Below are 25,882 nucleotides of genomic sequence, written 5' to 3' on the forward strand. Positions count from 1 at the left end.
TTCTGTGCCATCGGTGTGTTGCTCTGTGGAAATCGGCGTCCATCGGTGGATGTTTTTCTGTGGAATCTGCGTAATCTGTGGTTTCTCCTTACTTGGGCCGAAAAGAGACTTTCAGGGTACAATTGGCACATGATGAATTACCTCGCGACGCTCAATCCGCAGCAGCAGGAAGCCGTCACCGCTCCCCCCGGCGCCATCCTGGTGCTGGCTGGCCCCGGCTCGGGGAAGACCCGCGTGTTGACCTATCGGGTGGCTTACCTTATCGGCGCTCTGGGTGTGCGCCCCTTTCACATTTTGGCGGTTACGTTTACCAATAAAGCCGCCCGTGAAATGGAAAGCCGCATCGCTGCTGTGCTGGGCGACCAGGCCCGCGGTCTGACTGTGGGCACCTTCCACTCGGTTTGCGCCCGCATCCTGCGGCGGGAAGCCGACCACCTGCCCTTCCAGGCCAACTTTGCCATTGCCGACACCGATGACCAGAAACGCCTCATCAAGCAGGTGCTCAGGGAACTGAACTACGACCCCAAGCAATACACGCCAACCCGCCTGCAGGCCGCCATTTCGCGCCTCAAAAACGAAGGGCTGTTCCCGGAAGACTTCACCCCCACCACCTACGGCGAAGAAATCACCCAGCAGGTGTTTGCCGAATACCAGAAGCGGCTGCTCACTTCCAACCTGCTGGATTTCGACGACCTGCTCCTCTGGACGCGCTACCTGCTGAACCACGAACCTGCCGTGCGCGAGCGCTATGCCCGCCGCTTTCAGCACCTGTTGGTCGACGAATTTCAGGATACCAACATGGTGCAATACGACCTGGTGCGGCTGCTGAGTTCCTATCACCGCAACTTGTTCGTGGTGGGCGACGCCGACCAGTCCATCTACGGCTGGCGCGGGGCCGATTACCGCAACGTGCAGCGCTTCGAGCGCGATTTCCCCGGCGCGCGGGTCATTTTGCTGGAGCAGAACTATCGCTCGACCCAGCGCATTCTGGACGCGGCGATGGCCGTGATTGCTCCCCTGCAGGGCAGGCACCGCAAACGCCTGTTTACCGACCGGGGTGCCGGCGCGAAAATCACCGTGCGCCGCACCTACGACGATCGGGAAGAAGCCCGCTACGTGGTGGAAACCATCGCCTCGCTGGTGGCGCGCGGGCAGGCCGAGCCGCGCGATTTTGCCATCATGTACCGCACCAATGCCCAATCGCGCGTGCTGGAAGAAGCCTTCCTGCGCGCCGGGTTGCCTTACCGCATCGTGGGGGCGCAGCGTTTCTACGGGCGGCGTGAGGTCAAAGATGTGGTGGCTTACCTGCGGCTGGCGCACAACCCCGCCGATGAACCCAGCCTGATGCGGGTCATCAACGTCCCGCCGCGGGGCATTGGCACCAAGACCATCGCCGCGCTGCGCACGATTGCCCGCCGGGCGGGCCTGGCCCCCGGCAACCTGCTGCTCCACATGGCGGCCGCACCCGAGGATTACCAGCAGGCTTTCGGCGCGCGGGCGTTCAAGGCGCTGCTGGCCTTCGCGCGCCCCTTCGCCCAGTGGTATGAACTGGCCCTTACCACCCCGCCTGCCGACCTGATGGCTGCCATCCTTGCCGATGTGGGCTACAAAGATTACCTCCTCGACGGCACCGATGAGGGCGAAGCCCGCTGGGAAAACGTCAAAGAACTCCACAGCCTGGCCCAGCGCTACGCCGATGAGGGGTTGAGCGCCTTCCTTGAAGAAGTTGCCCTGGTTTCCGACCAGGATACCCTCCGCGACGACGCCAACGCACCGGTGCTCCTGACCCTCCACGCGGCCAAAGGGCTGGAATTCCCGCAGGTGTTCATCGTGGGGCTGGTCGAGGGGCTGCTGCCCCACAGCCGCTCGTGGGAAGACAGCGACGCCATGGCCGAAGAGCGCCGCCTGTTCTATGTGGGCATCACCCGCGCCAAAAACGCCCTCTACCTCACTTACCCCGAAATGCGCACCGTGTATGGCTATGCCGAGCCGACCGCGCCTTCCCGCTTTCTGGAAGAAATTCCGCCCGACCTGGTGGAAGGCGACCACCCGCGGGCGCGTGCTGGCGAGGGAATCTTCACCCCCCGCTGGGAACCTGAAGCGCCCCCGGTCATCGAGCCTCGCTTTGCTTCTGGCATGAAGGTGCGCCATCCCCGCTGGGGCGAGGGAATGGTGATCGGCAGCCGCATCAAAGACGGCGCGGAACTGGTGGATGTGGTCTTCGACAGCGTGGGCCTCAAACGGGTGGATGCCGCCCTCGCCCGGCTGGAAGCCGTGGGGTAAAGGTTCGTTGCCTGGTTGCGTGGGTGCCTGGTTGCCCGGTTGATTTGTAGACGCCTCTCTTTTTGAACTTCCTGCCTGATCTGTGCCTCGACAAATCTGTGGTTCTCTTTGGCCCAATGTCCACGCCTGCTCTGCCTCAACCGACTGATCTGGTACTGGTGGCTTTTCTGCCCCACCCGCGGGATCTGGAAATTGCCCGTGTGCTGGGGTGGTATCGCATCCCCCTGGCAACCGCGCCCAAAGTGGTGGCTGTGGACTGGCTGGCGTTTTACCAGCCCGCCGCGTTTGGGGAAGCCCACCGCTGGCGGGTGGAATGGGCTGCGCCAGTGGAAGGCCACGAGTTGGTGACCCGCGCGGAACTCTTCCGCGATGAGCCCAACCACCCGCGCGCCCACGAAACCTACTACAAAATCCAGTTGGGGGCGCTGCGCCGCCTGCCGCACCCCATTGAAGCCGGCCGCTGGAAGCGGGTCACGTTCCTCTACACCACCGGCGAGCGGTTGCTGGCGGCGACCACATTGCACAACCTGGTGGTGGAAGGCGAGGAACGCCGCCTGCTGTGGCGCGCCCTGCGGGAACGCGCGGCTCAGCCTTACCGCGCCCGCCACACGGAAGACGAAATCCCGCCCGAAATTCTGGCGCTGCTGGCGCTGGCGCACCCTGCGGAGAAGTGAGCATGTTGCAGCAAGTTTTACAGTGGGATGTGCGTCTGACCCGCCGTTTGCGGCTTGCCGGGCAGCCCGGCCCCTTGCGGCGAGCGGCGGCTTTTCTGGCGCATTCCGGCGATTCGTGGTTTTGGTTTGCCGGGTTGGCGGTGGTGGCGCTGCTGGGCAATGCGGCCTGGCGGGCGCGGGCGCTGGTGATGGCGGTCAGCGTTTTTGGGCTGGCGCTGCTGGTGCTGGGCATCAAATTCACCGTGCGCCGCCGCCGCCCCGCGGGGGAATGGGGTGCAATCTATCGCGCCACCGACCCGCATTCCTTCCCCTCGGGCCATGCGGCCCGGGCGGCCTTGCTGGCGGTGCTGGCGTGGGGGTTGGGGCCGTGGTGGCTGGCCGTGGCGTTGACGGTGTGGGCGCCCTTAGTGGCTTTGGCGCGCGTCGCGATGGGGGTGCATTATCTTTCGGATGTGGTAGCCGGGGGCTTCCTGGGAGTGTTGGGAGGGCTGGGCGTGCTGCTGTGGCTGTAAATGGGATGAAAAATGTGACGTCTTGCACTTTTCGACCATGAGGGGTGGCATGGTATAATCTGCCCGAATTTTATCTTCCCACCTTATCGCTTTGCCGGAGGCTAGCATGGATTTCGCCCTTACCCAAGAGCATAAAATGGTCGTGGATATGGTGCGTAAGTTTGGCGCCGAAGCCATCCCTGTGATTCGGGAATACGACCGCAAGCATGAGCCCGCGCCGCTTCTCCCTCGCATGGCCGAGTTGGGGATTTTAGGCGTGGGCATTCCGGTTAAATACGGGGGCCAGGGGCTTGATTACATTTCCCTGGGGCTGGTATGTGAAGAACTGGAATACGCCGATTCCACTTTGCGGGTGGTGATGGCCGTGCACATGGGCCTGTGCGCGCAGACCATCTTCCACTGGGGCACCGAAGAGCAAAAGCAGAAGTTCCTTGTGCCGCTGGCAAAGGGCGAGAAAATCGGCTGTGGGGCGTTTACCGAGCCTGGGCACGGTTCCGATTTTGCCCACATCCAGATGAGCGCCCGCCGCGAAGGCGATTACTACATCCTCAACGGCGAGAAGATGTGGATTTCCTTAGCCACGCTGGCCGATTATGCCATCGTGACCGCCCGCACCAATCCGGAAGCCGAGAAACCGCACCGCGGGCTTTCCACTTTCATTGTGGATCTGCATTCCCCCGGGATCAAGCGCGGCGATATCAAGGGCAAACTCGGTGTGCGCGCCGGTTCCACCGGCTGGATTGCCTTTCAGGATGTGAAAGTGCCGGTAGAAAACCGCCTGGGTGAGGAAGGTGAGGGCTTCAAGATTACCATGAGCGCCTTCGACCGCGGCCGCTATACCGTGGCTTCCGGCGCAGTGGGGCTGATTCGGGCGGCCCTCGATGCCAGCGTGCGCTATGCCCGCGAGCGGGAGACCTTCGGCGTGCCCATCGGCCAGCACCAACTCATCAAGCAGAAGATCGCCCACATGGCGCGCGATTATGAAATGGGGCGCTTGCTCTACCTGGAAGCCGGCTGGCAGATGAACCACGGCATTCGTGCCACCCGCATCACTTCCATGGCAAAGTGGTTTGCTACCGAAGCCGCGTTGCAGGCCGCCAACGACGCCATTCAGATTCACGGCGCGTACGGTTTCAGCGACGAGTATGATGTGGAACGCTTCTTCCGCAACGCCCGCGGCTCGGTGATTTACGAAGGCAGCAGCGAAATCCATACGCTCATCCAGGCCGACTACGCCCTTGGCTATCGCAAAGACAAGCCGCTGCGCATTGAACTGCCCCCCTACGACCCGGAGGAGTGGCAGGAGTAGCGTTGATTCGTAATTCGGGGTTTGTGGTTCGGGATGCGGGATAATCTTATACCCAATCCCGAATTCCTAATCCCCCAATCCCTTAATTGACCAATCAACCCCAAATGGATGGAGGTGTACTTTGAAAATCATCGTTTTCGTCAAAGTCACGCCCGACACGGCGGCCACCGTCAAGGTGGACGAGGCCGGGAACGTGACCTGGGGCGATGCACCCCTGGTGCTCAACCCCTGGGATGAGTACGCCGTGGAGGCTGCTTTGCAAACGAAAGAGGCCCACGGCGGCTCGGTGACCGTGGTCAGCATGGGCGACGAGAACGCGCTGGAGGCCATCCGCCGCGCCCTGGCGATGGGCTGCAACGACGCCATTCGCATCGAAGACCCCGCTCTCGCCGAAGACGACAGCCTGAGCACGGCCAAGGTGCTCAAAGCCGTGGTCGAGAAAATCGGCGATGTGGATATGGTCTTCTTCGGCCGCCAGGCCATCGATGGCGATACCGGCCTCACGCCGCCCCAAACGGCCCGCTTGCTCGGCTGGCCTTACGTCGGTCTGGTGGCTGCCTTCCGGGAAATCGACCCCGACGGCAAGAAACTCACCGCCGAGCGCACCATCGAAGAGGGCCGCCAGGTGCTTTCCACCAAACTGCCCGCGGTGGTCAGCGTGGCCAAAGATTTCGGCGAACCGCGCTACCCCTCGTTCATGGGCATCCGCAAGGCTGCCCGGGCCAAGGTGCCTGTCTGGAGCCTGGCCGACCTGGGCCTGGAAGCCCCGGCGGTCAAAGTGCGCCTGCCCGAATTGCAGAACCCGCCCAAGCGTGAAGTGGTGTGCGAGTTCATCGAGGGCGACACCCCCGAAGAGATTGCCGAGAAACTGGCCGACAAAATCCTTGCGGAGAAGGTGCTATGAGCAAGCAGATCTGGGCTTACATTGACCATTTCAAGGGCGAACCCCTGATGCCTTCGTGGGAAACCATCGGCGCGGCTAAGATGCTGGCCGAGAAACTGGGCGGTGGGGTGGCCGCGGTGGTGTTGGGCAGCGGTGTGGACGGTATTGTGCAGGAAGCCTTCCACTACGGCGCTGACAAGGTGATTGTGGCCGACGACGCTACTCTCGACGATTACCGCGCCGAGCCTTATGTGGAAACCCTCGCCAAGGCTGCACAGGAACACAGCCCGGCGGTGATTCTGTTCCCCACCACCACCCGCGGGCGCGAACTGGCCGCGCTGGCCGGCGCAGCGCTGGATGCAGGCGTGATTGCCGACATCATCGACATGGATGTGGTGGACGGCAAAATCGTGACCACGCGCCCTGTCTACGCGGGCAAACTGCTGGCCAAAGCCGTGGCCGAGGGTGAGCCGCAAATCATCACCCTGCGCGTGCGCGCTTTTGCCAAGCCAGAACCCGACACCAGCCGCAGCGGTGAGGTGGTGAAAGTGGATGCCGCTTTGAGCGAAGACGATATCGCCACCAAAGTGGTGGAATATGCCACCACCGAGGGCGGCGTCAGCCTGACCGAGGCGGCCATCATCGTTTCCGGCGGCCGGGGCGTTTCTAACAACCCCGATTTGGCCCCGCCCCCTGACATCACCGACGAAAACGAAATCGAGGTGTGGCGCGCCAAACAAGGCTTTAAACTCATCGGCGAGTTGGCCGACACCCTGGGCGCTGCCGTCGGTGCCAGCCGCGCGGCCGTCGACGCAGGCTACATTCCCTACGAACACCAGGTCGGCCAGACCGGCAAGGTGGTTTCCCCTGACCTGTACATCGCCTGCGGCATCTCTGGCGCGATTCAGCACCAGGCCGGGATGCGCAACAGCAAGGTCATCGTGGCGATCAACACCGACCCCGAAGCGCCGATTTTTAAACTCGCCCGCTACGGCGTGGTCGGCGACCTGTGGAAGATCGTCCCTGCCCTCAACGAGGCCTTCAAGAAGAAGTTAGGGAAGAAGTAAGTCGGCCTGGGTTGAGACCGATTGCAAAGCCGGTGGGTTTGCCCACCGGCTTTTGGTTTTGGCGCCTTTGTGTCGGCTCAGCGCGCCGAGGGAACAGCGCCACGGAACCCAAAGCGAAGAGGTGTGGCTCGCCGTGGGCGTTGGGACAGGTTTTATGCCCACAACCTCGCCTGCCGCGGCGGACGGCGACCGTCCAGCAAGATGAAGGGGGCGGCCCGCTCTGGGGGAATGCCCAGTGCCTGCAACTGGCTCAGCGAGCGCAGCGTGGCTTGCCGCCGCGCGCGTAACAGGGCTTCCGCTCTTTTGGGGCCGATGCCTGGTACCCGCAGCAGTTGCTCGCGCGGCGCGGTGTTGATTTCGACCGGTTGCTCGCGCAGGTGGTGCCATGCCCACCACGCCTTGGGGTCATCGTGAGGCAGGGCGTGCGCGCCGGGTGGGAAAAGTTCCTCTGCCGAAAAGCCGTAATCGCGCAAAAGGAAACTGGCCCGGTAAAGCCGCCGCACCCGGTCGGGGTGCTCTGCTGGCAGATTTTCCAGCGGCGTTTGCGCGATGGGGCGGAAGGGCGAGAAGTAAACCCGTTGCAGCCCGAATTCCTGCAACAAACGCGCCGTCCAGGTGAGCAGATCGCGGTCGCTTTCCCCAGCCGCGCCCACGACGAACTGGGTGACTAAGGAAGGCCAGCGGGCGCGCCCGTACGCTTGGGGCGGGGCTTGCCGCAGGTTGACAGCCCGTTGCAGGGTTTGCAGCAACTCACCCCAGAAGCGTTTTTGCGGTGCCAGTCGGCGGAGAAAGCGCGCCCCTGAGGTTTCCAGATTGACCGAGACGCGGTCGGCCAGCCGCAGGGCTTCCAGAATTTGGGCTTGCTCCGCGCCGGGCATGAGTTTGAGGTGCAGGTAGCCGGTGTAGCCGCGCCGACGCAAGATAGCCGCGGTTTCCAGCAGGCGATCTTGCGTTGCTACGCTGCCCCCGGCAATGCCGCTGCTGAGCAGCACGCCTTCGACCATTCCCCTGTGCGTCAATTGCTCGATCAGCGAGGCCAACGCCGCGGGGCGAAACGTCTGGCGGCGGGCATCGCGGCCGGCGCGAAAGGGGCAATAGGCGCAGTTGCGCTCGCAGGCGGAGGTCAGCAGCGTCTTCAAAATCGGCACCCGCCGCCCCCCGGCTGCAGCCCAATAAACCGGCAGGTGGTCGGTGCGCAGGGGGCAGGCTGTGTTGCCCGCGTCGCGGTCCAGGTCGGCTTCTTGCGCGTGCAAGCGCAGTTTCTCCAGGGCATCCACGCCTTAATGATAGAACAAAAGTTCTTGTGTTGCAAGGGTTGGGCCGGCACAAGGGTGGCGCATCTTGAGCGGAGGGCGGAGCGTAAGCGAAGTCCGGCGTTGAAGGCGCGGTGGAGGCAATAGTGATAAAATAGGTCTCCGTAAATTGCGCGTCGGCAAGGCAAGGCACCTTTCTCTCTGCGTCGGCCAATGATAAAATGAACCCTATGAATCCATCCGCTTCCCCTGTATTTTCGATTGTAGCCCCCGTTTACAATGAGCGGGAAAGCCTGCCGGAACTCTATCGCCGTGTCCGGGCGGTGATGGAGGGCCTCGGTGAGCCGTGGGAACTGGTGCTGGTGGACGACGGCTCTACTGATGGTTCGACCGACGTCATCCGTCAGTTGCGCGAGCAAGACCCGGAGCACGTCAGGCCGGTGATTTTTGCCCGCAATTTTGGCCACCAGATTGCCGTCACCGCCGGGATGGACTTTGCCCGTGGCGAGGCCGTGATTTTGATGGATGCCGACCTGCAAGACCCGCCGGAGGTGATCCCCGACCTGGTGGCGAAGTGGCGGGAAGGCTATCAGGTGGTCTATGCCGTGCGCGCCGAGCGCGAGGGCGAAACCTGGTTCAAGAAAGCCACCGCGGCGCTGTTTTACCGCCTGATTTACCGCATTACCGACGTCAAGATTCCCCTGGATACGGGCGATTTCCGACTGATGGACAGGCGGGTGGTGGACGTGTTGCGGCAGATGCCGGAGCACCACCGCTTCATCCGCGGGATGGTTTCATGGGTGGGCTTCCGTCAAACCGGCGTGCCCTACAAGCGCGCCCCGCGCTTCGCCGGGGAAACCAAATACCCCCTCAGCAAGATGGTCAAGTTCGCCCTGGACGCCATCACGGGGTTTTCGTATTTCCCGCTGCAACTGGCAACCTACCTGGGGTTCGCTTCGGCGGGGCTGGCCATCGTTGCCATTCCCGTGGTGGTGGTGTTGCGGTTGACAGGCTCGCAAGCCTTCTATGGCCAGGCTTCCACGCTGATCGCGGTGCTTTTCCTGGGCGGCGTGCAGTTGATTTCCCTGGGTATTTTGGGCGAGTATGTGGGGCGCCTGTACGACGAAGCCAAAGGCCGCCCGCTGTATGTCGTCGCCGAAGCCCCGGAAGAGACGCTTTCGCCTGCCCGGCCACCGCGTGCGCAAGCCGGGTCGGCAATGGCTTCCGGCCATCCCGAGGATTTCTCAACTAGGTAACCAGCCAATCAGGCAACAAATTTTATCTTTTTTGAAGGAGCAGCTACCATGACTTACCCCGAGTTTGACCTTTCCATCCACGAAGAGGGGCTGAAGCACGCCGTGGAGCGTGCGCGCGAGCGCGATATCATCATCCCAACCTTTGAGCAGATGAAGGACCCCAGCAAGATCCCTGCCGAAATCCGCGAGGAATTACACAACATCGGCCTGTGGGATCTGCACCCGCGCAACCTGTTCCGCATTACCTGGCACAACGAGCCCAAGCCCTTTGGCGGCGATTTCGGCCCGGTCAACATTCTGGAATTCCCCGAGAGCCTGACCGGCACGCCGGCGCGCATCATTGCCCTGGTGGGCAAATGGTTCCCCACCGGTGCGCACAAAGTGGGCGCTACTTTTGGCTGCTTGGTGCCGCGGCTGGTCACCGGGCAGTTCGACCCTACGGCGCATCAGGCGGTATGGCCTTCCACCGGCAATTATTGCCGCGGCGGCGCTTACGACGCTAACCTGCTGGCCTGTGAATCCATCGCCATTTTGCCCGAGGGCATGAGCAAAGAGCGGTTCGAGTGGCTTTCCAAAGTGGCTGGCGAGGTCATCAAGACCCCCGGCAGCGAAAGCAACGTCAAGGAAATCTTCGACAAGGTGTGGGAACTGCGCCGTACGCGCGACAACATCTTCGTTTTCAATCAGTTTGAGGAATTCGGCAATTACCTGTGGCACTACGATGTCACCGGCCATGCGATGGAAGAGGTGTTGGAACGCGTCATGGGCCCGCAGGATGAATACCGCGGTGTGACGCTGACCACCGGCTCTGCCGGTACGATTGCTTGCGGCGACTACATGAAGCAAATCTTCCCCAGCAGCAAGATCGCCGCCGGCGAGGCTTTGCAGTGCCCCACCCTGCTGGAAAACGGCTTCGGCGCGCATCGCATCGAAGGCATTGGCGACAAGCACGTGCCGTGGATTCACAACGTCAAGAATACCGACATGATCATCGACATCGACGACGACGCTGTGGTCAGCCTGGCGCGCCTGTTCAACGAACCTGCCGGGCGGGCTTATCTGGTGAAGCAGGGCGTGCCTGAGGAACTGGTGGCCCAACTTGACCTGCTCGGTTTCTCGGGTATCGCCAATATGTTGATGGCCATCAAGTTCGCCAAGTACTACGAACTGGGCGAGCACGATGTGGTGCTGACCGTGCTGACCGATTCGATGGAACTGTATCAGAGCCGCCTGCGCGAGATGCACGAAGCCCACGGCGAATACACCGAGCAGGATGCAGCGGTGGACTACGCCCACTACCTCCAGGGAGCCGACCTGGGCAACTTGCTGGAACTGCGCTACACCGACCGCCGACGGGTGCACAACCTCAAATATTTCACCTGGGTCGAGCAACAGGGCAAGAATTCCGACGAACTGCGGGCGCAGTGGTACGACAAGGCATACTGGAAGCGCATCCAGGAACTGGTGCCGCAGATCGACGAACTGATCAAGGCCTTCAACGAGCGGGTGTTGAAGGGCTAAAGCCGATTGCTCGCGCGGCAACTTGCTTTGAGCCCCCAGGGGAGGTGGACACCCGCCTCCCTGGGGGCTGACGTTGTGTTGCCGTTTTGCCTGTTTTTTCCCAGGCCCGCTGCTGAAGAAGGTCGGGCGGCGGCAGGCGTTTGGCCTGGGGGGTGCGGCAGGCGTTCTGGAGGCGGGGCGACTTCCTTCCCCCTGCCGTGGCGGTAGCCACCACGGGGGCAGGGCTTCTTGCCGGGCAGGTGGGCCCGATTGGCCGATTAACCGTCTTCCCTTTGTGATTTTCTATGTGGGATCTCCGTTTTCTCTCTGAAAGTTACCTCTTTCGCAAAGCGGGCGCGAGGTCTTATGCGCGCGGGATGCGCTATGCCGATGAGGGGCGGGTGCAAATTATCGACATTACGACCGATGCCGCGCGTTTCCTGGTGCAAGGCAGCCGCCCCCGGCCTTACCGGGTTTTCCTGGAAGTTTTTGGCGATGACCTGCTTTACGATTGCACCTGCCCCGTAGGGCAGGAGAAAAAATTTTGCAAACATTGTGTGGCGGCGGCGGTTACCCTGCGGCGAACCCTGCAAAAACAGGATAGCGGGGAAGGGGAGTTTCGGCTTCCCTGGAAACGTGAGATTCGCAAAATGCTTGGCCTGCCGGCATTGAGCCCGATTCAGGCCAGGGGGACTTTTTACCTTTTGGTGTTTGTGCTTTCCCGCCGTTACTATTACGATGCCGATTTTGTCCTCGAGCCTTATTGGCTCTCGGAGAGCACCCTGAAGCGCGTTTTGCCCCGGAAAGACTGGCCGCAAACCCCTGCGGCATGGGCCGAATGGCTTGAGGCCCATGCGGGGTGGGCGAAAGACCATTTCCAGCGCCGCTTGCCTGCTTCCCGGTATGGCATCCATGCCCTCAACGCGCCCCCGGGTGCCGTGGCGCTGGCCTTTGCCCTGGGGCGTCGCGGCCATTACGGGGGTGCGGAGGTGCCTCTCGGCGAGGCGCTGGAGGCCATCGTCGAGTGGAACATCCCGGTTTATTTTGCTTCGCCTCGGCGGGGGCGGGCGCTCAAGATTGCGCGAGAAGGGGCACACCTGGTGCTTGCGCTGGAAGCCGTGGATGGGGGCTTGCAACTCAGCGCCCACATGCGGATTGGCAACCGGGTGCTGGAGGCGCACGACGTCCACGAGGTTTCCTCTCGCCCTCCCTGGTTGTTGGTGGATGAGACCTGGCTGGTGCGCGCTGATCTCAAGGGGCTGACAGCATGGTTGGAGGCTCTGCGCAATCCTTTGTTCATTCCGCAGCAAGAGGTGGAAGACTTCCGCGACCGATACCTGCCCCGCCTGCTGGCTAAACTGGGGCGTCCGCTGGAAGGCGGGGTGGTCACGTATGAGCCGGTGCGGGCTGAGCCAGTGCCGCGGCTTTATTTGCAGGAAGTGGACGAGACGCTGGGGGCAGAGTTGCGCTTTGCCTATGGCGAGCACGAGGTGCTTTACGAAGTGCCCGTGCCCGAGGTGACCACGCTGGAAGACCCTCACGACCCCTGGAAGTTCTATCGGGTGCAGCGCGATCCCGAGGCCGAGCGCCGCTGGCATCACGAAGCCGTCCAGGCGAAATACGGCCTCAAGCGCGGCACGGGAGACGAGCCAGCCCTGCTCTTGTTGCGAGCCCGCACCTCACCGGTGGATTTTTTGCTCGATAAGGTGCCTGCTCTGGCTGCCGCGGGTTTTGAAATTTACGGTGAAGAAAACATCAAAAAGGTGCGTGTCAGCCGCCACCAGCCCACCCTTTCGGTCAACATCACCTCGGGCATCGACTGGTTCAATGTGCAGGCCGTGGTGCAGTTCGGTGAGCAGACCGTCTCGCTGGCCGAAATCAAACGCGCTCTGCGCAAAAAGCGCCGCTATGTCAAACTGGCCGATGGTTCCATTGGCCGCCTGCCGGAAGCATGGCTGGAGCGCTACAAACGCCTTTTTGGCCTTGCTGCCGAAACGGATGAAACCACCAACACGCTCCGCTTTGCTGACTTCCACGCCCTGATGCTCGAAGAACTGGCCGAAGAGGCAGAGCAGGCCGAGATAGACGCTGAATTCCGGCAGCGCCTGGAGCAACTCAAAGACTTTGAAGGTATTGCCGAGCACCCCCTGCCCAAAGGTTTGCGCGGCGCGTTGCGCCCCTATCAGTTGGCGGGCTATAACTGGCTGCACTTTTTGCACGACTACGGCTTTGGCGGCATTCTGGCCGACGACATGGGGCTGGGCAAAACCGTGCAGGTGCTGGCCTTCCTGCTTTCGCTGCGGGAAAGCGGCCACGCGCAAGCCCCCGACCTGGTGGTGGTGCCGCGTTCCCTGCTCATCAACTGGCAGCGTGAGGTGGAAAAATTCACCCCCGGCCTCAAAGTGCTGGCCTATTTCGGCCCCCAGCGCCCGCCCGTCGAGACCTTTGCCGACTACGACCTGGTGCTCACCACCTACGGCGTGATGCGGGTGGACAATGAAAAACTGCGCGGCTATCGCTTCCACTATATCGTGCTCGACGAATCGCAGGCCATCAAGAACCCCCTGGCGAAAACCTCCCGCGCCGCCCGCCGCCTGCAAAGCGAGCACCGCCTTGCAATGACCGGCACGCCGGTGGAAAACAACACCTTCGAACTTTGGGCGCAGTTTGCCTTTGTCATGCCCGGCCTGCTGGGCGGGCTGGATTATTTCAAAGAGCAGTTTGTCAGGCCCATTGAAAAGAGCAAAGATGAGCAAACGGCCCAAACCCTGCGCCGGATGGTGTATCCTTTCATCCTGCGCCGTACCAAAGAGCAGGTTGCCCCCGAATTGCCGCCGCGCACCGAGCGGGTGATTTACTGCCCGATGGAACCCGCCCAGCGCCGTTTTTACCTCAAACTGCGCGATTACTACCGCGAGTTGCTCATCGGCCTGATTGAAGAAGAAGGGCTTGACAAAAGCCGAATGAAGATTCTGGAAGGCCTGTTGCGCCTGCGGCAGGCCAGCAACCATCCCAAACTCATTGACCCCGGTTTCCGCGGCGAGTCGGGTAAAATGAACGTGTTGCTGGATACGCTGGAAACGCTGCACAGTGAAGGGCACAAGGCGCTGGTGTTTTCCCAGTTTGTGCAAATGCTCCGTCTGGTACGCGAAGCCCTCGATGAGCGGGGCATTCCCTACGCTTATCTGGATGGCAGCACCCGTAACCGTCAGGAACAGGTCGATCGTTTCCAGAACGACCCCCAGGTGCCGTTTTTCCTCATCAGTCTGAAAGCGGGCGGCGTGGGGCTCAACCTGACCGCGGCCGACTATGTCATCCACGTTGACCCGTGGTGGAACCCCGCGGTAGAACGCCAGGCTTCTGACCGCACCCACCGCATCGGGCAAGATAAACCAGTCTTCATTTTCAAACTCATCACCCGCGAAAGCGTGGAAGAGAAAATTTTGCAATTGCAGGAGCAAAAGAAGGAACTGGTAGAAAAACTGATTGCCACCGAGAGCAGTTTCCTCAAGGAACTTTCGCCGGAAGACGTCCAGGCCTTGTTCGGTTGAGCGCCTTTCGGCATAGTGGGCCTTGGGGCGTAATCAACCCTGATGGTGGGTTTAGGCTGCCCACAGCGGTGCCCAAGGCCAAGTTGCTTTGCTTGATCTCTCCCTACCCCGGCTACGGTGACGCTCATCGGGGGATAGGTGAGATCTGGCCACAAGCAGGGCTGATCGTGCTTTCTGGATTACCACAATCACGTGTGAGAATGCTTTGGGGCGTGCCACGGATGGACAAAAGCGCGCTTCACGAAAACCACTCTTCTGTGGCGTCTGCGGCGTTTCCCTGCCAGGGCTGACAAGATCTGATACCCGCCACTTTTGGCTTTCCCAAAAGGTGTTTTCTTATGAGCCTTCCCCTTTACGATTCTCATGCTCGCGCCGGTGACCTGGCGCAATTGCTGAGCACAGGCCATCGTTTCTTCCTGTTGCGCCTGACCCCCGGCGAGGTGTTGCACACCCACAAAGGCGTGGTCAGGCACGATGACCTCATTGGCCTGTCGTGGGGCACAGAGATCTATTCGCACCTGGGCACGCCTTTTTACCTTTTGCGTCCCTCGCTTGCCGACCTGCTCAAAGAGACCCGCCGCAACACCCAGATCATGTTCCCCAAAGATATTGGCTTCGTGCTGGTTTCCCTGAGCATTGGGCCGGGCCAGACAGTGGTAGAAGCAGGGACGGGCTCAGGCGCGTTGACGACCGCCCTGGCCTTTGCGGTGGGGCGTGAAGGCCAGGTGATTTCTTACGAGCGCCGCGCCGAAATGCAGCGCCTTGCCCGGCGCAACCTGCGGCGGGTGGGCCTGGAAGACCGCGTGACTTTCAAACTGCGCGACATTGCTGAGGGTTTTGATGAGCGCGAGGCCGACGCCTTGTTCCTGGATGTTCCCAACCCTGAAGACTACATCCCCCAGGCGCGGGAAGCCCTGAAAACAGGCGGCTTTTTTGGCAGTCTGGTGCCGACCACCAATCAGGTTTCCCGCCTGGTCGCGGCGTTGCAGGCCAACGACTTCGCTTTCATTGACGTCTGCGAGGTGCTGCTGCGCTATTACAAACCGGTGCCGGAACGCCTGCGCCCTACCGACCGCATGGTGGCGCACACCGGCTACCTGATTTTCGCCCGGCCGGTGATCCCTGCCCCGCCCCCGCAGCCGGAGACCCCGGTGGCAGCCGAGGAAGCCTGACCATGCCCGCCTGCCCTTTGCGCGACGAAGACGATATCCGCCGCCGCCTGGCTGCCTATCGCCATCCCCCGGTTGACCCCTACCCCGAGGCGGCACTACCGGGCAGGCCGCGCCCGGCCGCGGTGCTCATTCCGCTCTTTCAGCACGAGGGGGCGTGGCACACGCTTTTCATCCACCGCGCGCCCCATCCGCACGACCCTCACAGCGGGCAGGTGGCCTTCCCCGGCGGTCAGCAGGAACGCACAGACCCCACGCTGGTGGCTACGGCTTTGCGGGAAACCGAAGAGGAACTTGGCCTCCCGCCCCACGCGGTGCGCGTGCTGGGTACATTGCCGCGCCACCGGACCGTGAGCAATTTCTGGATTACGCCGGTGGTGGGGGGCATTCCCTGGCCCTTGCCGCTGCACCCTTCGCAAAGTGAAGTGGTACGCTTTTTTGTCGTGCCGTTGGCCTGGCTACGTGACCCCGCGCATCGGGAAACCCGCACCCGCCACCTGGGGCCGGGGCTGCCGCCGATTTCTACGACCTTTTTCCAGCCTTACGAAGGGGAAGTCATCTGGGGCGCGACTGCGCGCATTGTTTTGACCTTGCTGAAGGCGTTGGGGCTGTAGGGGGCCTGGCAGCGGGAGGCCTTTTGGGGCTTGTGAGGGTGGCTGCGGCTGACGGTAGCGCGCCTGGGCTCCGCCTACGGCGCAATCCATCCGGCTTCCAGGCGGTCGCGTACGGCTTCGACTAACCGCTGCCTGCCGGGGGTAACCACCGTGGCGTCAAAGACTTCGAGTTTGAGGGGGAGCGGCGTGGTGGTGGTCTCGGGGTGCTGCCACAAGGTTTCCAGGGCTGCGGCGAGGTCGGGGTAAATGGCCGCAGCAAAGGGCTGCGCTGTGCCGGTGGGCGGCGCTTCTAAGGTGAGCAGCGTGATATTTTGCGGTAGTGCCTTGACGCCTACGGCGGCCAGCGCGGCAGGGCTGACGGCCAGAGTCTTGACCCTGGTCTGGGTCAGCCGTTGCAGGGCGATGTCCCATTCTTCTTCCGTCGCCCCCGCGGGGGCCAGGGCATATTGGGGATAGGCCAGAAAGGGAGGGTGGAGGGGGCGGCACAGGCCGCAGAAGTAGCGCCCGCCATCCTCAAAAGCCGCTGCGGCGGCTTTTTCGTTTTCGCTGGCCAATAGCCCGCCTCGCCAGTCGTAAGTGACCACCGCCGCAAGATAGCCCGCGAGGAAGGCCCGGTGAGGCAGGTCGGCGGTGGTGGCATTGACCCATTGCACGCCTTTCAGGTCCGCGTTTTCCGGCGGCGCGACGGCCAGGCGTCGTGCCCCTGCCGCGGCCGGCGGCGCTACTCCCACACCTAACGCCACCACAGTGTGCGGTGGCAGGCTGGCTTCCGCGTTGAGGGTGACAAAGCGGTAACCTTCCTTTTGCGCCAGTGCCTGCAGCCAGGCTCGAGCGGTGTTTTTCAGGGCGGCGTCGGCCTGGGGGGCCACCAACAGCGCGGCGGTGGGGGGCGCGGGTGTGGCTGTGGGGGTGGGGGGCAATGCCGTGGGGCTGGCCGTCGCGGTAGGCGCGGGGGCACCGGTCGGGGAGGGCGTGGTTTTCCCGCAGGCGGCCAGCATGAGCGCAGCCCAGATGATCAAAATCGCTCGGCGGCGTAGTACCATTGGCCTTCCTCTCACGAAAAGCGGGGTGAATAAAACGGGTTATAATTGTCGCATCTTATGTTACCACGGGTGGTGCGATGATTCGTTTGGAAATTCCCGGGCGTGGTGTGTTTGCGTGGCAATACCTGGTGAGCGATGTCAACGGCACTTTGGCCGTGGATGGTCGCTTGCTCGAAGGTGTGGCCGAGCGGCTGGCAGCCGTTCAGCAGGTGTTGCAAGTGCATTTGCTCACTGCCGATACCCACGGCAGGCAGGCCGAAATTGACCGCATTTTGGGGTTGCAAGCGGTGCGAGTGCGTGGTGGGCACGAAGCCGAGCAAAAGGCGGCCTTTGTGCGCGACCTGGGCGCTGCAGGCGTCATTGCATTGGGGCAGGGCGCTAACGATGCGCTTATGTTGAAAGAGGCCGCTTTGGGCATTTGTGTGCTTTCGCCGGAAGGCACGGCGGTAGAGGCTCTCCAGGCTGCTGACCTGGTGGTGCCCGATGTGTTGACCGCTTTGGAACTCTTGTTGCATCCGACCCGTATTCTTGCCAGTTTGCGCCGATGACCATTCCTCGTAGCCGAGCCACCCCCGAAGACCCGCGTCAACTGCCGCCGGCCCGCCGCCGTCGAGCGGGGCGCACCCTCGCGCCTTTGGATGCGGCCGAGAAGCACGCCTTCTGGAATGAAGCCGCCCGCCGCGCCGAGCCTTCGGTGGATTTCTTCCTCTACCTCGCCCTGGCGACGGTGGTGTGGACGTTGGGGCTGAGCGTGGATTCCCCTGCGCTGCTGTTGTTTGGCGCGCTTCTTGCACCGTTGATGGCGCCCGTCGTTGGCCTGGGGTTGGGCATCATTACCGGCGCCGCCCGCTATTTTGGGCACGTGTTGGGCGGCATTGTGCTGGGAAGCCTGCTGGCCTTTGGGTTGGGCGTGTTGGGCGGCGCAGCGGCGTTGCTATGGGCCCCGCCGGTGCTTCACCAGGCCCCGCTGCATGCCCACCTTGCCGTGTGGGATTTCGCCGTGCTGGCGATTGCCTCGGTGTGGGGGGCGGTGGCGTTGGCCCGCAGGCTGGGCTATTTTGTGGTGCCGGGGGCGGCGCTGGCTTACGAAGTTTTCCTGCCTTTGGTTACGGCAGGGTTTGGCCTGGGTAGCGGTGTGCCGCATCTGTTCCCCGATGGGTTGGTGGTGTTCGCGGTGCATCTTGCCTGGGCAGCGCTGCTGGCGGCAGTAGGCTTTGCGGTGTTGGGCTTTCGCCCGCTGACGCTGTTTGGCTACACGCTGAGCGGCGTGGCCGCGCTGGTGGGCGGTGTGGCGTTGGTGATGGCTTTGGGTGTGGGGACTGCCGTGAGCACCCAGGTGGCACTGCCCACGCCGATTCCCACCCCAACGCCTGTGCCGCCTTCGCCGACGGCGACGTTCACCCCCTCGCCCACGCCAGTGCCGCCGACAGCAACGCCTACACCCACGCCGGTGCCCACGGCTACGCCCACCCCGACGGCGACGTTCACGCCGACGCCCACACCCGCCTACGCGCGCGCAGCCGCCCCCGCCAAATACGGCGGCGTGCTCATCCGGGCAGCGCCTGGTTTCAACCACAAGGTGGTTGGCGGTGTTTCCAACGGTGAGGTGGTGCTGGTAACCGGGCCAGAAGAGGAAGTGGACAATTATGTGTGGGTGCGCATTCGGGTGCCTTCCAGCGGGGTGGAAGGCTGGGTGCTGGAGCACTTACTGGAAATGGCAACGCCTCAGCCGAATTGGTAGGGCGGGGCGCGGCTTGACTTTCGTGTAGGTATATGCTACCCTATGCACACCACGGTGCGCGGTTGCTTTCGGGGTAGCCGAGGTTCTTGATGAAGGAGTCGTAACGATGAAAAGGATGTTCTTTTGGCTGGCGATCGTCGTGCTCATTGCGGCTGTGTTGGGGGCGTGTACACGCTCGGCCACTGGCTCGTTGCCGCCGACGCCCACGGTGGGTGCTTTCCCCACCAATGTGCCGACGGGGGTAGCCAATGCCGGCGCGACGCAGACGGCTGTCGCAATGATGCCGCCGCAAACCGGTGGCGGAGAAGGCCCGACGCCAGCGCCGTTGTACGCCAGCACGCCCAACGCGCTCAAGCCGACGCAACAGGCGCAGCCTGCGGCCAAGCCGACCTCGCCCCCTCAACCGACGCCCAAGCCTCAGCCCACGCCGCGGCCAGTGGTGACTTCGGTGCCGGCGAAGTACGTGCTGCATAAAGGGGAATTCCCTTATTGTATTGCCCGGCGCTTCAACGTCAACCCCGACGCGCTGCTGAATGTCAACGGGTTGAGCCGCGGGCAGTATGTTTACCCCGGCACGGCGCTGACCATTCCGCAAGGCGCGGGGCCTTTCCCCTACCAGCGCGCCCTGCGCCCGCACCCTACCACTTACACCGTACAGGCGGGCGACACGTTTTATAGCATTGCCTGCTTGTTTGGCGATGTCTGGCCGGAAGCCATTGCCGCGGCCAACGGCTTGAGCGTCAACGCTGTGCTGACTCCGGGGCAGACGCTGAGAATCCCTTAGATCGCGGGGTTGTGAATTTCCAAAGGGTGCTGCTGCCGGCAGCACCCTTTTCGCCTTGGAGGCTGTGTATGTTTCGCGTGGAGCATTCGGAAACTGTTTTTCAGGGCAGGGTGTTTGCCGTGCGGCGCGATTGGGTCCGCTTGCCCGATGGCAACACTACCGAGTTGGATATCATCACCCATCACGGCGCGGTGACGTTGGTGCCGCTGGATGCCGACGGGCGCATCTGGTTCGTGCGGCAATATCGCCACGCGGCGGGGGAAGCCTTGTTGGAACTTCCCGCTGGTACGTTGGAGCCGGGCGAGGCGCCGGAAGCCTGTGCGGCGCGGGAAATTCGGGAAGAAACCGGCTTCGCCGCCGCACACCTGCGCCTGCTGGGCGAGTTCTACCTCGCCCCCGGCTATTCCACCGAATACCAGTATGTGTATCTGGCGACCGGCCTTTCTCCCGACCCCCTGCCCCAGGACGCGGATGAGTTTCTGGAGCCGGTGGCGCTGCCTGTGGCCGAAGTGCGCCGCCGGGCGCTGGCAGGCGATTTCCGGGATGCCAAGACCCTCGCTGCCCTGTTGCTGGCCTGGGAGCACCTGCCTGCGTAGAAGCATTGCAGGGCTTGCGCGAAGAGAGCCTGCCTGAGCGGCATCTTGAGCACCGCTCCCGCCCTGCCGGATGCGGTTTCCCAAAATTGCGTTATACTAAAACCAGCCGTTTCGCACACCCAGCGTACCCTATAAGGAGGCTGCTATGACTACAAAAATCACCTGGTACGGTCACGCCACCATTGGCCTGGAAACCAGCGATGGCTACAAGATTTTGATCGACCCCTTCTTCAGCGGTAATCCGGCGGCCAGCACCACCGCCGACAAGGTGGACGCCGATTTCATCGTGGTTAGCCACGGCCACGGCGACCACGTTGGCGATGCCTTGGAAATTGCCAGGCGCACCGGTGCGCTTATCATCAGCAACTACGAAATTACGAACTGGTTGACCGCCCAGGGCGCTGAGAAAGTTCACCCCCAGCACCTCGGCGGCGGTTTCAAGCATCCCTTTGGTTACCTCAAACTGACTTTGGCGTTGCATGGCTCGGCCCTGCCCGATGGTTCTTACGGCGGCAACCCGGCGGGCATTTTGCTGACCACCAACGACGGCCACAAACTCTACTTTGCCCAAGATACCGGCCTGTTTGGCGACATGGCGCTCATTGGCGATGAGGGGCTTGACCTCGCGATGGTGCCCATTGGCGATAACTTCACCATGGGCCCTGATGATGCCCTGCGGGCGGTGAAACTGCTGCGCCCGAAGCACGTCATTCCGATTCATTACAACACCTGGCCGCTTATCGAACAAGATGCCCAGGCGTGGGCGCAGCGGGTCGAGGCGGAAACCGACGCCAAGGCCCATGTGCTCAACCCTGGCGACGTGTTTGAATTGTGATTGGCCTCTGCACCTGTTGATTCCCTCGCGCCACCCCCGCGGGGCCGGCTTTCCCGTGGGGGTGGACGACGTGGGGCGTTCCTCGCGGCCTGGGCGTGGGCTGACTGAGTGCGCCACGCGCTGAGGGTGCGCGTCGGGCGGGGGATGACGGACGAGTTTGGGAGCGTTATGCCTTTTTACACTTTCCTCTTGCGTGCCCGCAATGCTTTGCTCAACGCGCTGGGGGTGTTGCTGCTGGCGTGGGCGGCAGTGTTGCTGCTGGGCTGGGCCGGGTTGACCCACGGTGCGTGGGTGGGTGGCATGGTGGCCTTCCTGCGCGCGGGGCTGGGTCTGGGAGTGGCCTATGTGGTGCTCGCGCTGGCTTTGGCCGGGCTGTATGTGCTGGCGCGGGCGAGCGGGAAAGCGTCGCCGCCGGAAGCCTTGCCCTGGGGGCGTATCACGGTTTGGGAAGTCGCTTTGCTGGCCTCGTTGGGCCTGGCCGACCTGGCAGGGGGGCACGTGTTGCCCAAGGGCGCGGTGACCACCCCCGGCGGGGCGGTGGGCTGGGGGTTGGTGGAGTTCCTGCGGTTGGTCTCGGGCCGCGTGGGGGCGTGGGGGTTTTTGCTGATGGCCGTGGCGGTTGCCCCATTCCTGGGAACGCCCCTGGGCGGCGTTCTGGTCTCTCGCCTGCGGGGATGGCTTTTCCCTGAAGAGGCTGCCCCTGCCGAAACGCCGGTGGTGACGGAAGCCCCCCGCAAGCCGCGCCGCCGCAAGCGCCCACGCCCCAACCTGCCGCCGGAGTTCCGGCGCGAGGTGCCCATTGCCCGCCCCGAAGACGAACCGCCCCCAAAGCCCCGCCCCCGTGATGACCGCTTGCCGCCGCTGAGCCTCTTGCTCGACGAAACCCCTGCCCGCGCCGATGAGCGACACATTCATCTCACCGCGGGTTTGATTGAGAAAACCTTAGCCGAGTTTGGCCTGCCTGCCCGGGTGGTGGGCGTGCAGGTGGGGCCGACCGTGGTGCAGTTTGCTGTGGAGCCTGGCTATATCGAAAGGCCTGGCCCCGATGGCAAGCCCCAGCGGCAGAAAGTGCGCGTGGCCCAAATTGCTGCCCTGCAGCGCGACCTGGCGCTGGCGCTTTCGGCAGAGCGCTTGCGGGTGCAGGCGCCGGTGCCTGGTCGGTCGTATGTGGGCATCGAAATTCCGAACCGTGATGCCACGGTGGTGCGCCTGCGGCCGTTGATGGCTTCCGAAGCCTTCCGGCGGCTGAGTTCGCCTCTGGCGTTGGCCCTGGGCCGCGATGTGGCCGGGCGGCCGGTGGTGGCCGACCTTGCCAAAATGCCACACCTGCTCATCGCCGGCGCGACCGGCTCGGGGAAATCGGTGTGCATCGCGGCGCTGACCACCTGCCTGGTGATGAACAACACCCCCGCCGACCTGCGGCTGGTGATGATCGACCCGAAGCGGGTGGAACTGTTGCGCTTCAACGGGCTGCCGCACCTGCTTGGCCAGGTGGAAAGCGACATGGAGCGGGTGCTGGCTTCCCTGCGGTGGGTGGTGGCAGAAATGGAGCGCCGCTACCGCCTGCTGGAGCAACACCGCGCCCGCCACCTTGCTTCGTATAACCGCAAAATTCAGCGCAAGGGCGGCGAGCCGTTGCCCTACATTGTGGTGCTCATTGACGAACTGGCCGATTTGATGATGTTTGCTCCCGACCAGGTGGAACACAACATCGTGCGGCTGGCGCAGATGGCGCGCGCCACCGGCATCCATTTGGTGGTTGCAACGCAGCGCCCCAGCACCGACGTCGTCACCGGCCTTATCAAGGCCAACTTCCCGGCGCGGCTTTCCTTTGCTGTGGCCTCGGGCACCGATAGTCGCGTGATTTTAGATACCCCCGGCGCGGAGCACTTGCTGGGCAAGGGCGATATGCTCTTCCAGGCGCCTGATGCCCCCGCGCCGGTGCGCGCCCAGGGTGTGTTGGTGAGCGACAAGGAAGTCAGCAGGGTGATGGCTTATTGGCAAAAGCAGGTGGGGGAAAGCCGTGAACCGGCCCCGTGGGAACGCTTGCTCGCCGAGGGTGAGGCAACCCCGCTGGGGTATGACCCGCTGCTGGAAGAGGCGGCCCGCGTGGTTATCCGGGCGCAGCGCGCCAGCGCCTCGATGCTCCAGCGCCGCCTGCGGGTGGGGTATCCCCGCGCCGCGCGCTTGATCGAGCAATTGGAGGAAGTGGGCGTGGTGGCTCCCCCTGCCGGCGCGGGGAAGGAGCGCGAAGTGCTTCTCGGCCCTGACGACGAGTTTCGGCTGGAACCGCCGGATACGGCCTGACTTCCTTGGATGGAATGGCTGCGTTTTGCGCGCCACGCGCGTCCCCGCCTCTGTAGCGCGGACGCGCACTTTGCCTGAATATATGACAACTGACACCTTCGCCGTTGGCTCAATGGCCTATAATCAAAGAAGAGCAAGGTGCGCGGTTCTTTGACATAGAGAAGGAGGTGTCTCATGGCAGTGCAAAATGCTATCCGTGACAAGCAGGTCGCGGCCGCGTTGGCGTTCCTGCAGGCGGTTTTTGAGGATATCCACCCGCGTGATTTTGCCGTTCGCTTTTGGGATGGCTCGGTATGGGAAGCCGAGACCGACGAGCCTCGCTTTACCATTGTGCTCAAACACCCAGGCGCGTTGCGCTTGATGTTCCGCGATCTGTCAACAGACCTGAGCATGGGGGAAGCCTACATTTACGATGATTTCGACATTGAAGGCGATATCTTTGAAGTGTACCGGTTGGCCGATCGTCTCCTCGATGAGGCCGACTGGAGCGTGGGCGATAAACTGCGCCTGGGGCAAATGCTGTTGCGGCTGCCGAAAGGCGACGCCAAGCGCAAGCGTGACCGCGCTGCTCGTCTGAGCGGCAAACGCCATAGCGTGGACCGCGACCGCCAGGCCATCCAGTATCACTACGATGTGCCCAGCGAGTTCTATGCGCTCTGGTTAGACAAGAACATGGTGTATTCCTGCGCCTATTTCAAGACGGGGGAAGAGGATATCGACACCGCCCAAGAGCAGAAATTGGATTACATCTGCCGCAAACTGCGCCTCAAGCCCGGCGAGCGGTTGCTGGATATTGGCTGCGGCTGGGGGGGGCTGGTTATTTACGCGGCAAAACATTATGGGGTGGAAGCCGTGGGCATCACCCTGAGCGAGAATCAATACCGCTGGGCCAATGAGCGCATCAAGCAGGAGGGGCTGGAAGGCCGGGCCCGCGTGGAATTGCGCGATTATCGCGAGGTGAATGAGCCTGAAGGCTACGATAAACTGGTCAGCGTGGGCATGTTCGAGCACGTTGGCGAAGAGATGTTGCCGGTTTACTTCCAACAGGCGTACAAATTGCTCAAGCCAGGGGGCGTTTTCCTCAACCACGGCATTGCACGTGAAGCCAACGTGCCGTGGCAACGCAATACCTTTGGCGATAAATACGTCTTCCCCGATGGGGAACTGGAACCCATTTGGCTGACGCTGAAGGTTGCTCAAGAGGTAGGCTTTGAGGTGCGCGATGTGGAAAGCCTGCGCGAGCATTACGCGCTGACGCTGCGCCACTGGGTGCAACGGTTGGAAGCCCACCATGAAGAGGCGCTGAAGTATGTGGATGAAGTGACTTACCGCATCTGGCGGCTGTTCATGTCGGGCTCTTCCTACAATTTCCTCAAAGACCATCATGAGCTCTATCAGACTTTGCTGGTAAAATCGGAGCACGGCCCCAGCGGCCTGCCCTGGACACGCGAAGACTGGTATTGTCGCCAATAGTTGCCGTGGGCGGCGAAAACACGGTCGGGCAGGCGAAGGCTTGCCCGACTTTGTGTTAAAGGAGCGTTGGATGTCCAAAATCCGCATTGTCACCGACAGCACTGCCGATATTCCCCCTGACCTGGCCGCCGAATACGACATCACGGTGGTGCCGGCAGTGGTTGTTTTGGGCTCAGAGCAGTATCTGGATGGTGAAGGGCTTTCCCGCGCCGAGTTTTACCGTCGCTTGCCGGCCATGCAGCCTTTGCCCACCACGGCCGCGCCTTCCGTAGGCGTGTTTGCCGAGGCCTATCGTGCTGCGCTGGCCACGGCCGATACGGTGGTCGGCGTCTTTTTGGCCAGCACGCTGAGCAGCATTTACCAGAACGCGCGGCTGGCGGCGCAGGATTTTGGGGAGCGGGTGCATGTGGTGGATAGCGGGCAGCTGACGATGGGGCTGGGGTTTCAGGTGTTGGCAGCGGCGCGTGTGGCTCGCGAAGGTGGCAGCGTGTCGGATGTGCTGGAGGCGGTGCAGAGCATCCAGCAGCGGGTGCGTTTGGTGGCGATGCTCGATACGCTGGAATTTCTGCGCCGCAGCGGGCGGGTTTCGTGGGCCAAGGCGCGTTTGGGGTCATTGCTGCAACTGAAGCCCTTTCTGGAGGTGCGGCATGGGGAGGTCATCAGCCTGCCCGCAGTGCGCACGCGGCGCAAGGGGCTGGCGCGGCTGGCCGGGCACGTCGAGGCGTGGGGGGCGTTGGATTATTTGGCGCTGCTGCACAGCGGCGCGCCCGAGGATGCCGAGGCGCTGGCTGCTGCGGCCGATACGAGTGGGTTGGTTTTGCCCCCCATGACGGTGTTGGTCACCACGGTCATTGGCACGCATGTTGGCCCGCGCGGGGTGGGCGCGGTGGGGGTGTTGAAAGCGTAAGCGTGTGGGCGCCGCAAATTGGCAGGCACCTCGGCGGGAAGGGAGAGAGTCGGGGCGCGTTTCTGATGTTTTTTCCCAACCTCAAAATCTCCAAAATGCTGCTTGACAAATGGACCAAAAGGGGG

20 protein-coding genes and 1 pseudogene are annotated in these 25,882 nt (G+C 62.7%); 19 read left to right on the forward strand and 2 right to left on the reverse strand.

Going from position 1 to position 25,882, the window contains the following annotated elements:
• Positions 1-129: 129 nt before the first annotated feature.
• The 6 genes from ENJ54_07280 to ENJ54_07305 all read left to right on the forward strand — a co-directional run bounded on the left by ENJ54_07280 (position 130) and on the right by ENJ54_07305 (position 6,728).
• Positions 130-2,283 carry a DNA helicase UvrD gene (locus ENJ54_07280; GenBank protein HFC09631.1) on the forward strand — a complete coding sequence of 718 codons (2,154 nt, stop codon included), beginning with the start codon at positions 130-132 and terminating at the stop codon, positions 2,281-2,283.
• A 116-nt stretch (positions 2,284-2,399) separates the two neighbouring features.
• Complete coding sequence (locus ENJ54_07285; GenBank protein ID HFC09632.1) at positions 2,400-2,957, forward strand: hypothetical protein; 558 nt, start codon at positions 2,400-2,402, stop codon at positions 2,955-2,957.
• A 2-nt stretch (positions 2,958-2,959) separates the two neighbouring features.
• On the forward strand, positions 2,960-3,469 hold the full coding sequence (locus tag ENJ54_07290) for a phosphatase PAP2 family protein (protein HFC09633.1): 510 nt from the start codon (positions 2,960-2,962) through the stop codon (positions 3,467-3,469).
• A gap of 106 nt (positions 3,470-3,575) precedes the next feature.
• On the forward strand, positions 3,576-4,778 hold the full coding sequence (locus tag ENJ54_07295; protein HFC09634.1) for a butyryl-CoA dehydrogenase: 1,203 nt from the start codon (positions 3,576-3,578) through the stop codon (positions 4,776-4,778).
• A gap of 85 nt (positions 4,779-4,863) precedes the next feature.
• Positions 4,864-5,682, forward strand: coding sequence for an electron transfer flavoprotein beta subunit/FixA family protein (locus ENJ54_07300; protein HFC09635.1), 819 nt, complete (start codon positions 4,864-4,866; stop codon positions 5,680-5,682).
• The gene (locus tag ENJ54_07305) at positions 5,679-6,728 is read left to right on the forward strand and encodes an electron transfer flavoprotein subunit alpha/FixB family protein (GenBank protein ID HFC09636.1); all 1,050 of its coding nucleotides are present in this window, start codon (positions 5,679-5,681) and stop codon (positions 6,726-6,728) included. The genes ENJ54_07300 and ENJ54_07305 overlap by 4 nt, the downstream gene beginning before the upstream one ends.
• Positions 6,729-6,880: 152 nt before the next feature.
• On the opposite strand, the gene ENJ54_07310 is transcribed toward ENJ54_07305, so the two are convergent.
• A complete protein-coding gene (locus ENJ54_07310) occupies positions 6,881-8,005 on the reverse strand; it encodes a radical SAM protein (protein ID HFC09637.1) in 1,125 nt (374 codons plus the stop codon).
• A 206-nt stretch (positions 8,006-8,211) separates the two neighbouring features.
• Here ENJ54_07310 and ENJ54_07315 point away from each other — a divergent pair, with 206 nt between their 5' ends.
• The 5 genes from ENJ54_07315 to ENJ54_07335 all read left to right on the forward strand — a co-directional run bounded on the left by ENJ54_07315 (position 8,212) and on the right by ENJ54_07335 (position 16,071).
• Positions 8,212-9,237, forward strand: coding sequence for a glycosyltransferase (locus ENJ54_07315; protein ID HFC09638.1), 1,026 nt, complete (start codon positions 8,212-8,214; stop codon positions 9,235-9,237).
• A gap of 48 nt (positions 9,238-9,285) precedes the next feature.
• Positions 9,286-10,758, forward strand: a complete 1,473-nt coding sequence (locus ENJ54_07320; protein HFC09639.1) for a pyridoxal-phosphate dependent enzyme — start codon at positions 9,286-9,288, stop codon at positions 10,756-10,758.
• Positions 10,759-11,042: 284 nt separating this feature from the next.
• The gene (locus ENJ54_07325; protein HFC09640.1) at positions 11,043-14,288 is read left to right on the forward strand and encodes a serine/threonine protein kinase; all 3,246 of its coding nucleotides are present in this window, start codon (positions 11,043-11,045) and stop codon (positions 14,286-14,288) included.
• Positions 14,289-14,626: 338 nt separating this feature from the next.
• Positions 14,627-15,460, forward strand: a complete 834-nt coding sequence (locus ENJ54_07330) for a tRNA (adenine-N1)-methyltransferase (GenBank protein ID HFC09641.1) — start codon at positions 14,627-14,629, stop codon at positions 15,458-15,460.
• 2 nt (positions 15,461-15,462) lie between these two features.
• Positions 15,463-16,071 (forward strand): CoA pyrophosphatase, encoded by a 609-nt coding sequence (locus tag ENJ54_07335; GenBank protein HFC09642.1) that lies wholly within the window; start codon positions 15,463-15,465, stop codon positions 16,069-16,071.
• Between the two features lie 887 nt (positions 16,072-16,958).
• Here ENJ54_07335 and ENJ54_07340 read toward each other — a convergent pair.
• Positions 16,959-17,045, reverse strand: a pseudogene (locus ENJ54_07340) (peptidoglycan-binding protein).
• 146 nt (positions 17,046-17,191) lie between these two features.
• Between ENJ54_07340 and ENJ54_07345 the strand changes: the two are divergent.
• The 8 genes from ENJ54_07345 to ENJ54_07380 all read left to right on the forward strand — a co-directional run bounded on the left by ENJ54_07345 (position 17,192) and on the right by ENJ54_07380 (position 25,757).
• Positions 17,192-17,662: an ATPase P gene (locus ENJ54_07345; protein HFC09643.1), complete on the forward strand. Its 471-nt coding sequence runs from the start codon at positions 17,192-17,194 to the stop codon at positions 17,660-17,662.
• Positions 17,659-18,855, forward strand: a complete 1,197-nt coding sequence (locus ENJ54_07350; protein HFC09644.1) for a DUF389 domain-containing protein — start codon at positions 17,659-17,661, stop codon at positions 18,853-18,855. Before ENJ54_07345 ends, ENJ54_07350 begins: the two co-directional genes overlap by 4 nt.
• 106 nt (positions 18,856-18,961) lie before the next feature.
• Complete coding sequence (locus ENJ54_07355; GenBank protein ID HFC09645.1) at positions 18,962-19,639, forward strand: LysM peptidoglycan-binding domain-containing protein; 678 nt, start codon at positions 18,962-18,964, stop codon at positions 19,637-19,639.
• 68 nt (positions 19,640-19,707) lie between these two features.
• Positions 19,708-20,235, forward strand: a complete 528-nt coding sequence (locus ENJ54_07360) for an NUDIX hydrolase (protein HFC09646.1) — start codon at positions 19,708-19,710, stop codon at positions 20,233-20,235.
• Between the two features lie 145 nt (positions 20,236-20,380).
• The gene (locus tag ENJ54_07365; protein HFC09647.1) at positions 20,381-21,070 is read left to right on the forward strand and encodes a metal-dependent hydrolase; all 690 of its coding nucleotides are present in this window, start codon (positions 20,381-20,383) and stop codon (positions 21,068-21,070) included.
• Between the two features lie 144 nt (positions 21,071-21,214).
• Complete coding sequence (locus ENJ54_07370; GenBank protein HFC09648.1) at positions 21,215-23,377, forward strand: DNA translocase FtsK; 2,163 nt, start codon at positions 21,215-21,217, stop codon at positions 23,375-23,377.
• Between the two features lie 174 nt (positions 23,378-23,551).
• Entirely contained in the window at positions 23,552-24,850 is a 1,299-nt protein-coding gene (locus ENJ54_07375; protein ID HFC09649.1) for a class I SAM-dependent methyltransferase, read from the forward strand.
• A gap of 70 nt (positions 24,851-24,920) precedes the next feature.
• On the forward strand, positions 24,921-25,757 hold the full coding sequence (locus tag ENJ54_07380; protein ID HFC09650.1) for a DegV family protein: 837 nt from the start codon (positions 24,921-24,923) through the stop codon (positions 25,755-25,757).
• Positions 25,758-25,882 lie beyond the last annotated feature (125 nt).

The organism is Chloroflexota bacterium, from assembly GCA_011322445.1.
Classification (GTDB): Bacteria; Chloroflexota; Anaerolineae; order Anaerolineales; family DRMV01; genus DRMV01.

Coding starts and splice junctions, on each gene's coding strand:
- ENJ54_07280 (HFC09631.1), top strand. CDS start 130: ATGATGAATTACCTCGCGACGCTCAATCCGCAGCAGCAGGAAGCCGTC.
- ENJ54_07285 (HFC09632.1), top strand. CDS start 2,400: ATGTCCACGCCTGCTCTGCCTCAACCGACTGATCTGGTACTGGTGGCT.
- ENJ54_07290 (HFC09633.1), top strand. CDS start 2,960: ATGTTGCAGCAAGTTTTACAGTGGGATGTGCGTCTGACCCGCCGTTTG.
- ENJ54_07295 (HFC09634.1), top strand. CDS start 3,576: ATGGATTTCGCCCTTACCCAAGAGCATAAAATGGTCGTGGATATGGTG.
- ENJ54_07305 (HFC09636.1), top strand. CDS start 5,679: ATGAGCAAGCAGATCTGGGCTTACATTGACCATTTCAAGGGCGAACCC.
- ENJ54_07315 (HFC09638.1), top strand. CDS start 8,212: ATGAATCCATCCGCTTCCCCTGTATTTTCGATTGTAGCCCCCGTTTAC.
- ENJ54_07320 (HFC09639.1), top strand. CDS start 9,286: ATGACTTACCCCGAGTTTGACCTTTCCATCCACGAAGAGGGGCTGAAG.
- ENJ54_07325 (HFC09640.1), top strand. CDS start 11,043: ATGTGGGATCTCCGTTTTCTCTCTGAAAGTTACCTCTTTCGCAAAGCG.
- ENJ54_07330 (HFC09641.1), top strand. CDS start 14,627: ATGAGCCTTCCCCTTTACGATTCTCATGCTCGCGCCGGTGACCTGGCG.
- ENJ54_07335 (HFC09642.1), top strand. CDS start 15,463: ATGCCCGCCTGCCCTTTGCGCGACGAAGACGATATCCGCCGCCGCCTG.
- ENJ54_07345 (HFC09643.1), top strand. CDS start 17,192: ATGATTCGTTTGGAAATTCCCGGGCGTGGTGTGTTTGCGTGGCAATAC.
- ENJ54_07350 (HFC09644.1), top strand. CDS start 17,659: ATGACCATTCCTCGTAGCCGAGCCACCCCCGAAGACCCGCGTCAACTG.
- ENJ54_07355 (HFC09645.1), top strand. CDS start 18,962: ATGAAAAGGATGTTCTTTTGGCTGGCGATCGTCGTGCTCATTGCGGCT.
- ENJ54_07360 (HFC09646.1), top strand. CDS start 19,708: ATGTTTCGCGTGGAGCATTCGGAAACTGTTTTTCAGGGCAGGGTGTTT.
- ENJ54_07365 (HFC09647.1), top strand. CDS start 20,381: ATGACTACAAAAATCACCTGGTACGGTCACGCCACCATTGGCCTGGAA.
- ENJ54_07370 (HFC09648.1), top strand. CDS start 21,215: ATGACGGACGAGTTTGGGAGCGTTATGCCTTTTTACACTTTCCTCTTG.
- ENJ54_07375 (HFC09649.1), top strand. CDS start 23,552: ATGGCAGTGCAAAATGCTATCCGTGACAAGCAGGTCGCGGCCGCGTTG.
- ENJ54_07380 (HFC09650.1), top strand. CDS start 24,921: ATGTCCAAAATCCGCATTGTCACCGACAGCACTGCCGATATTCCCCCT.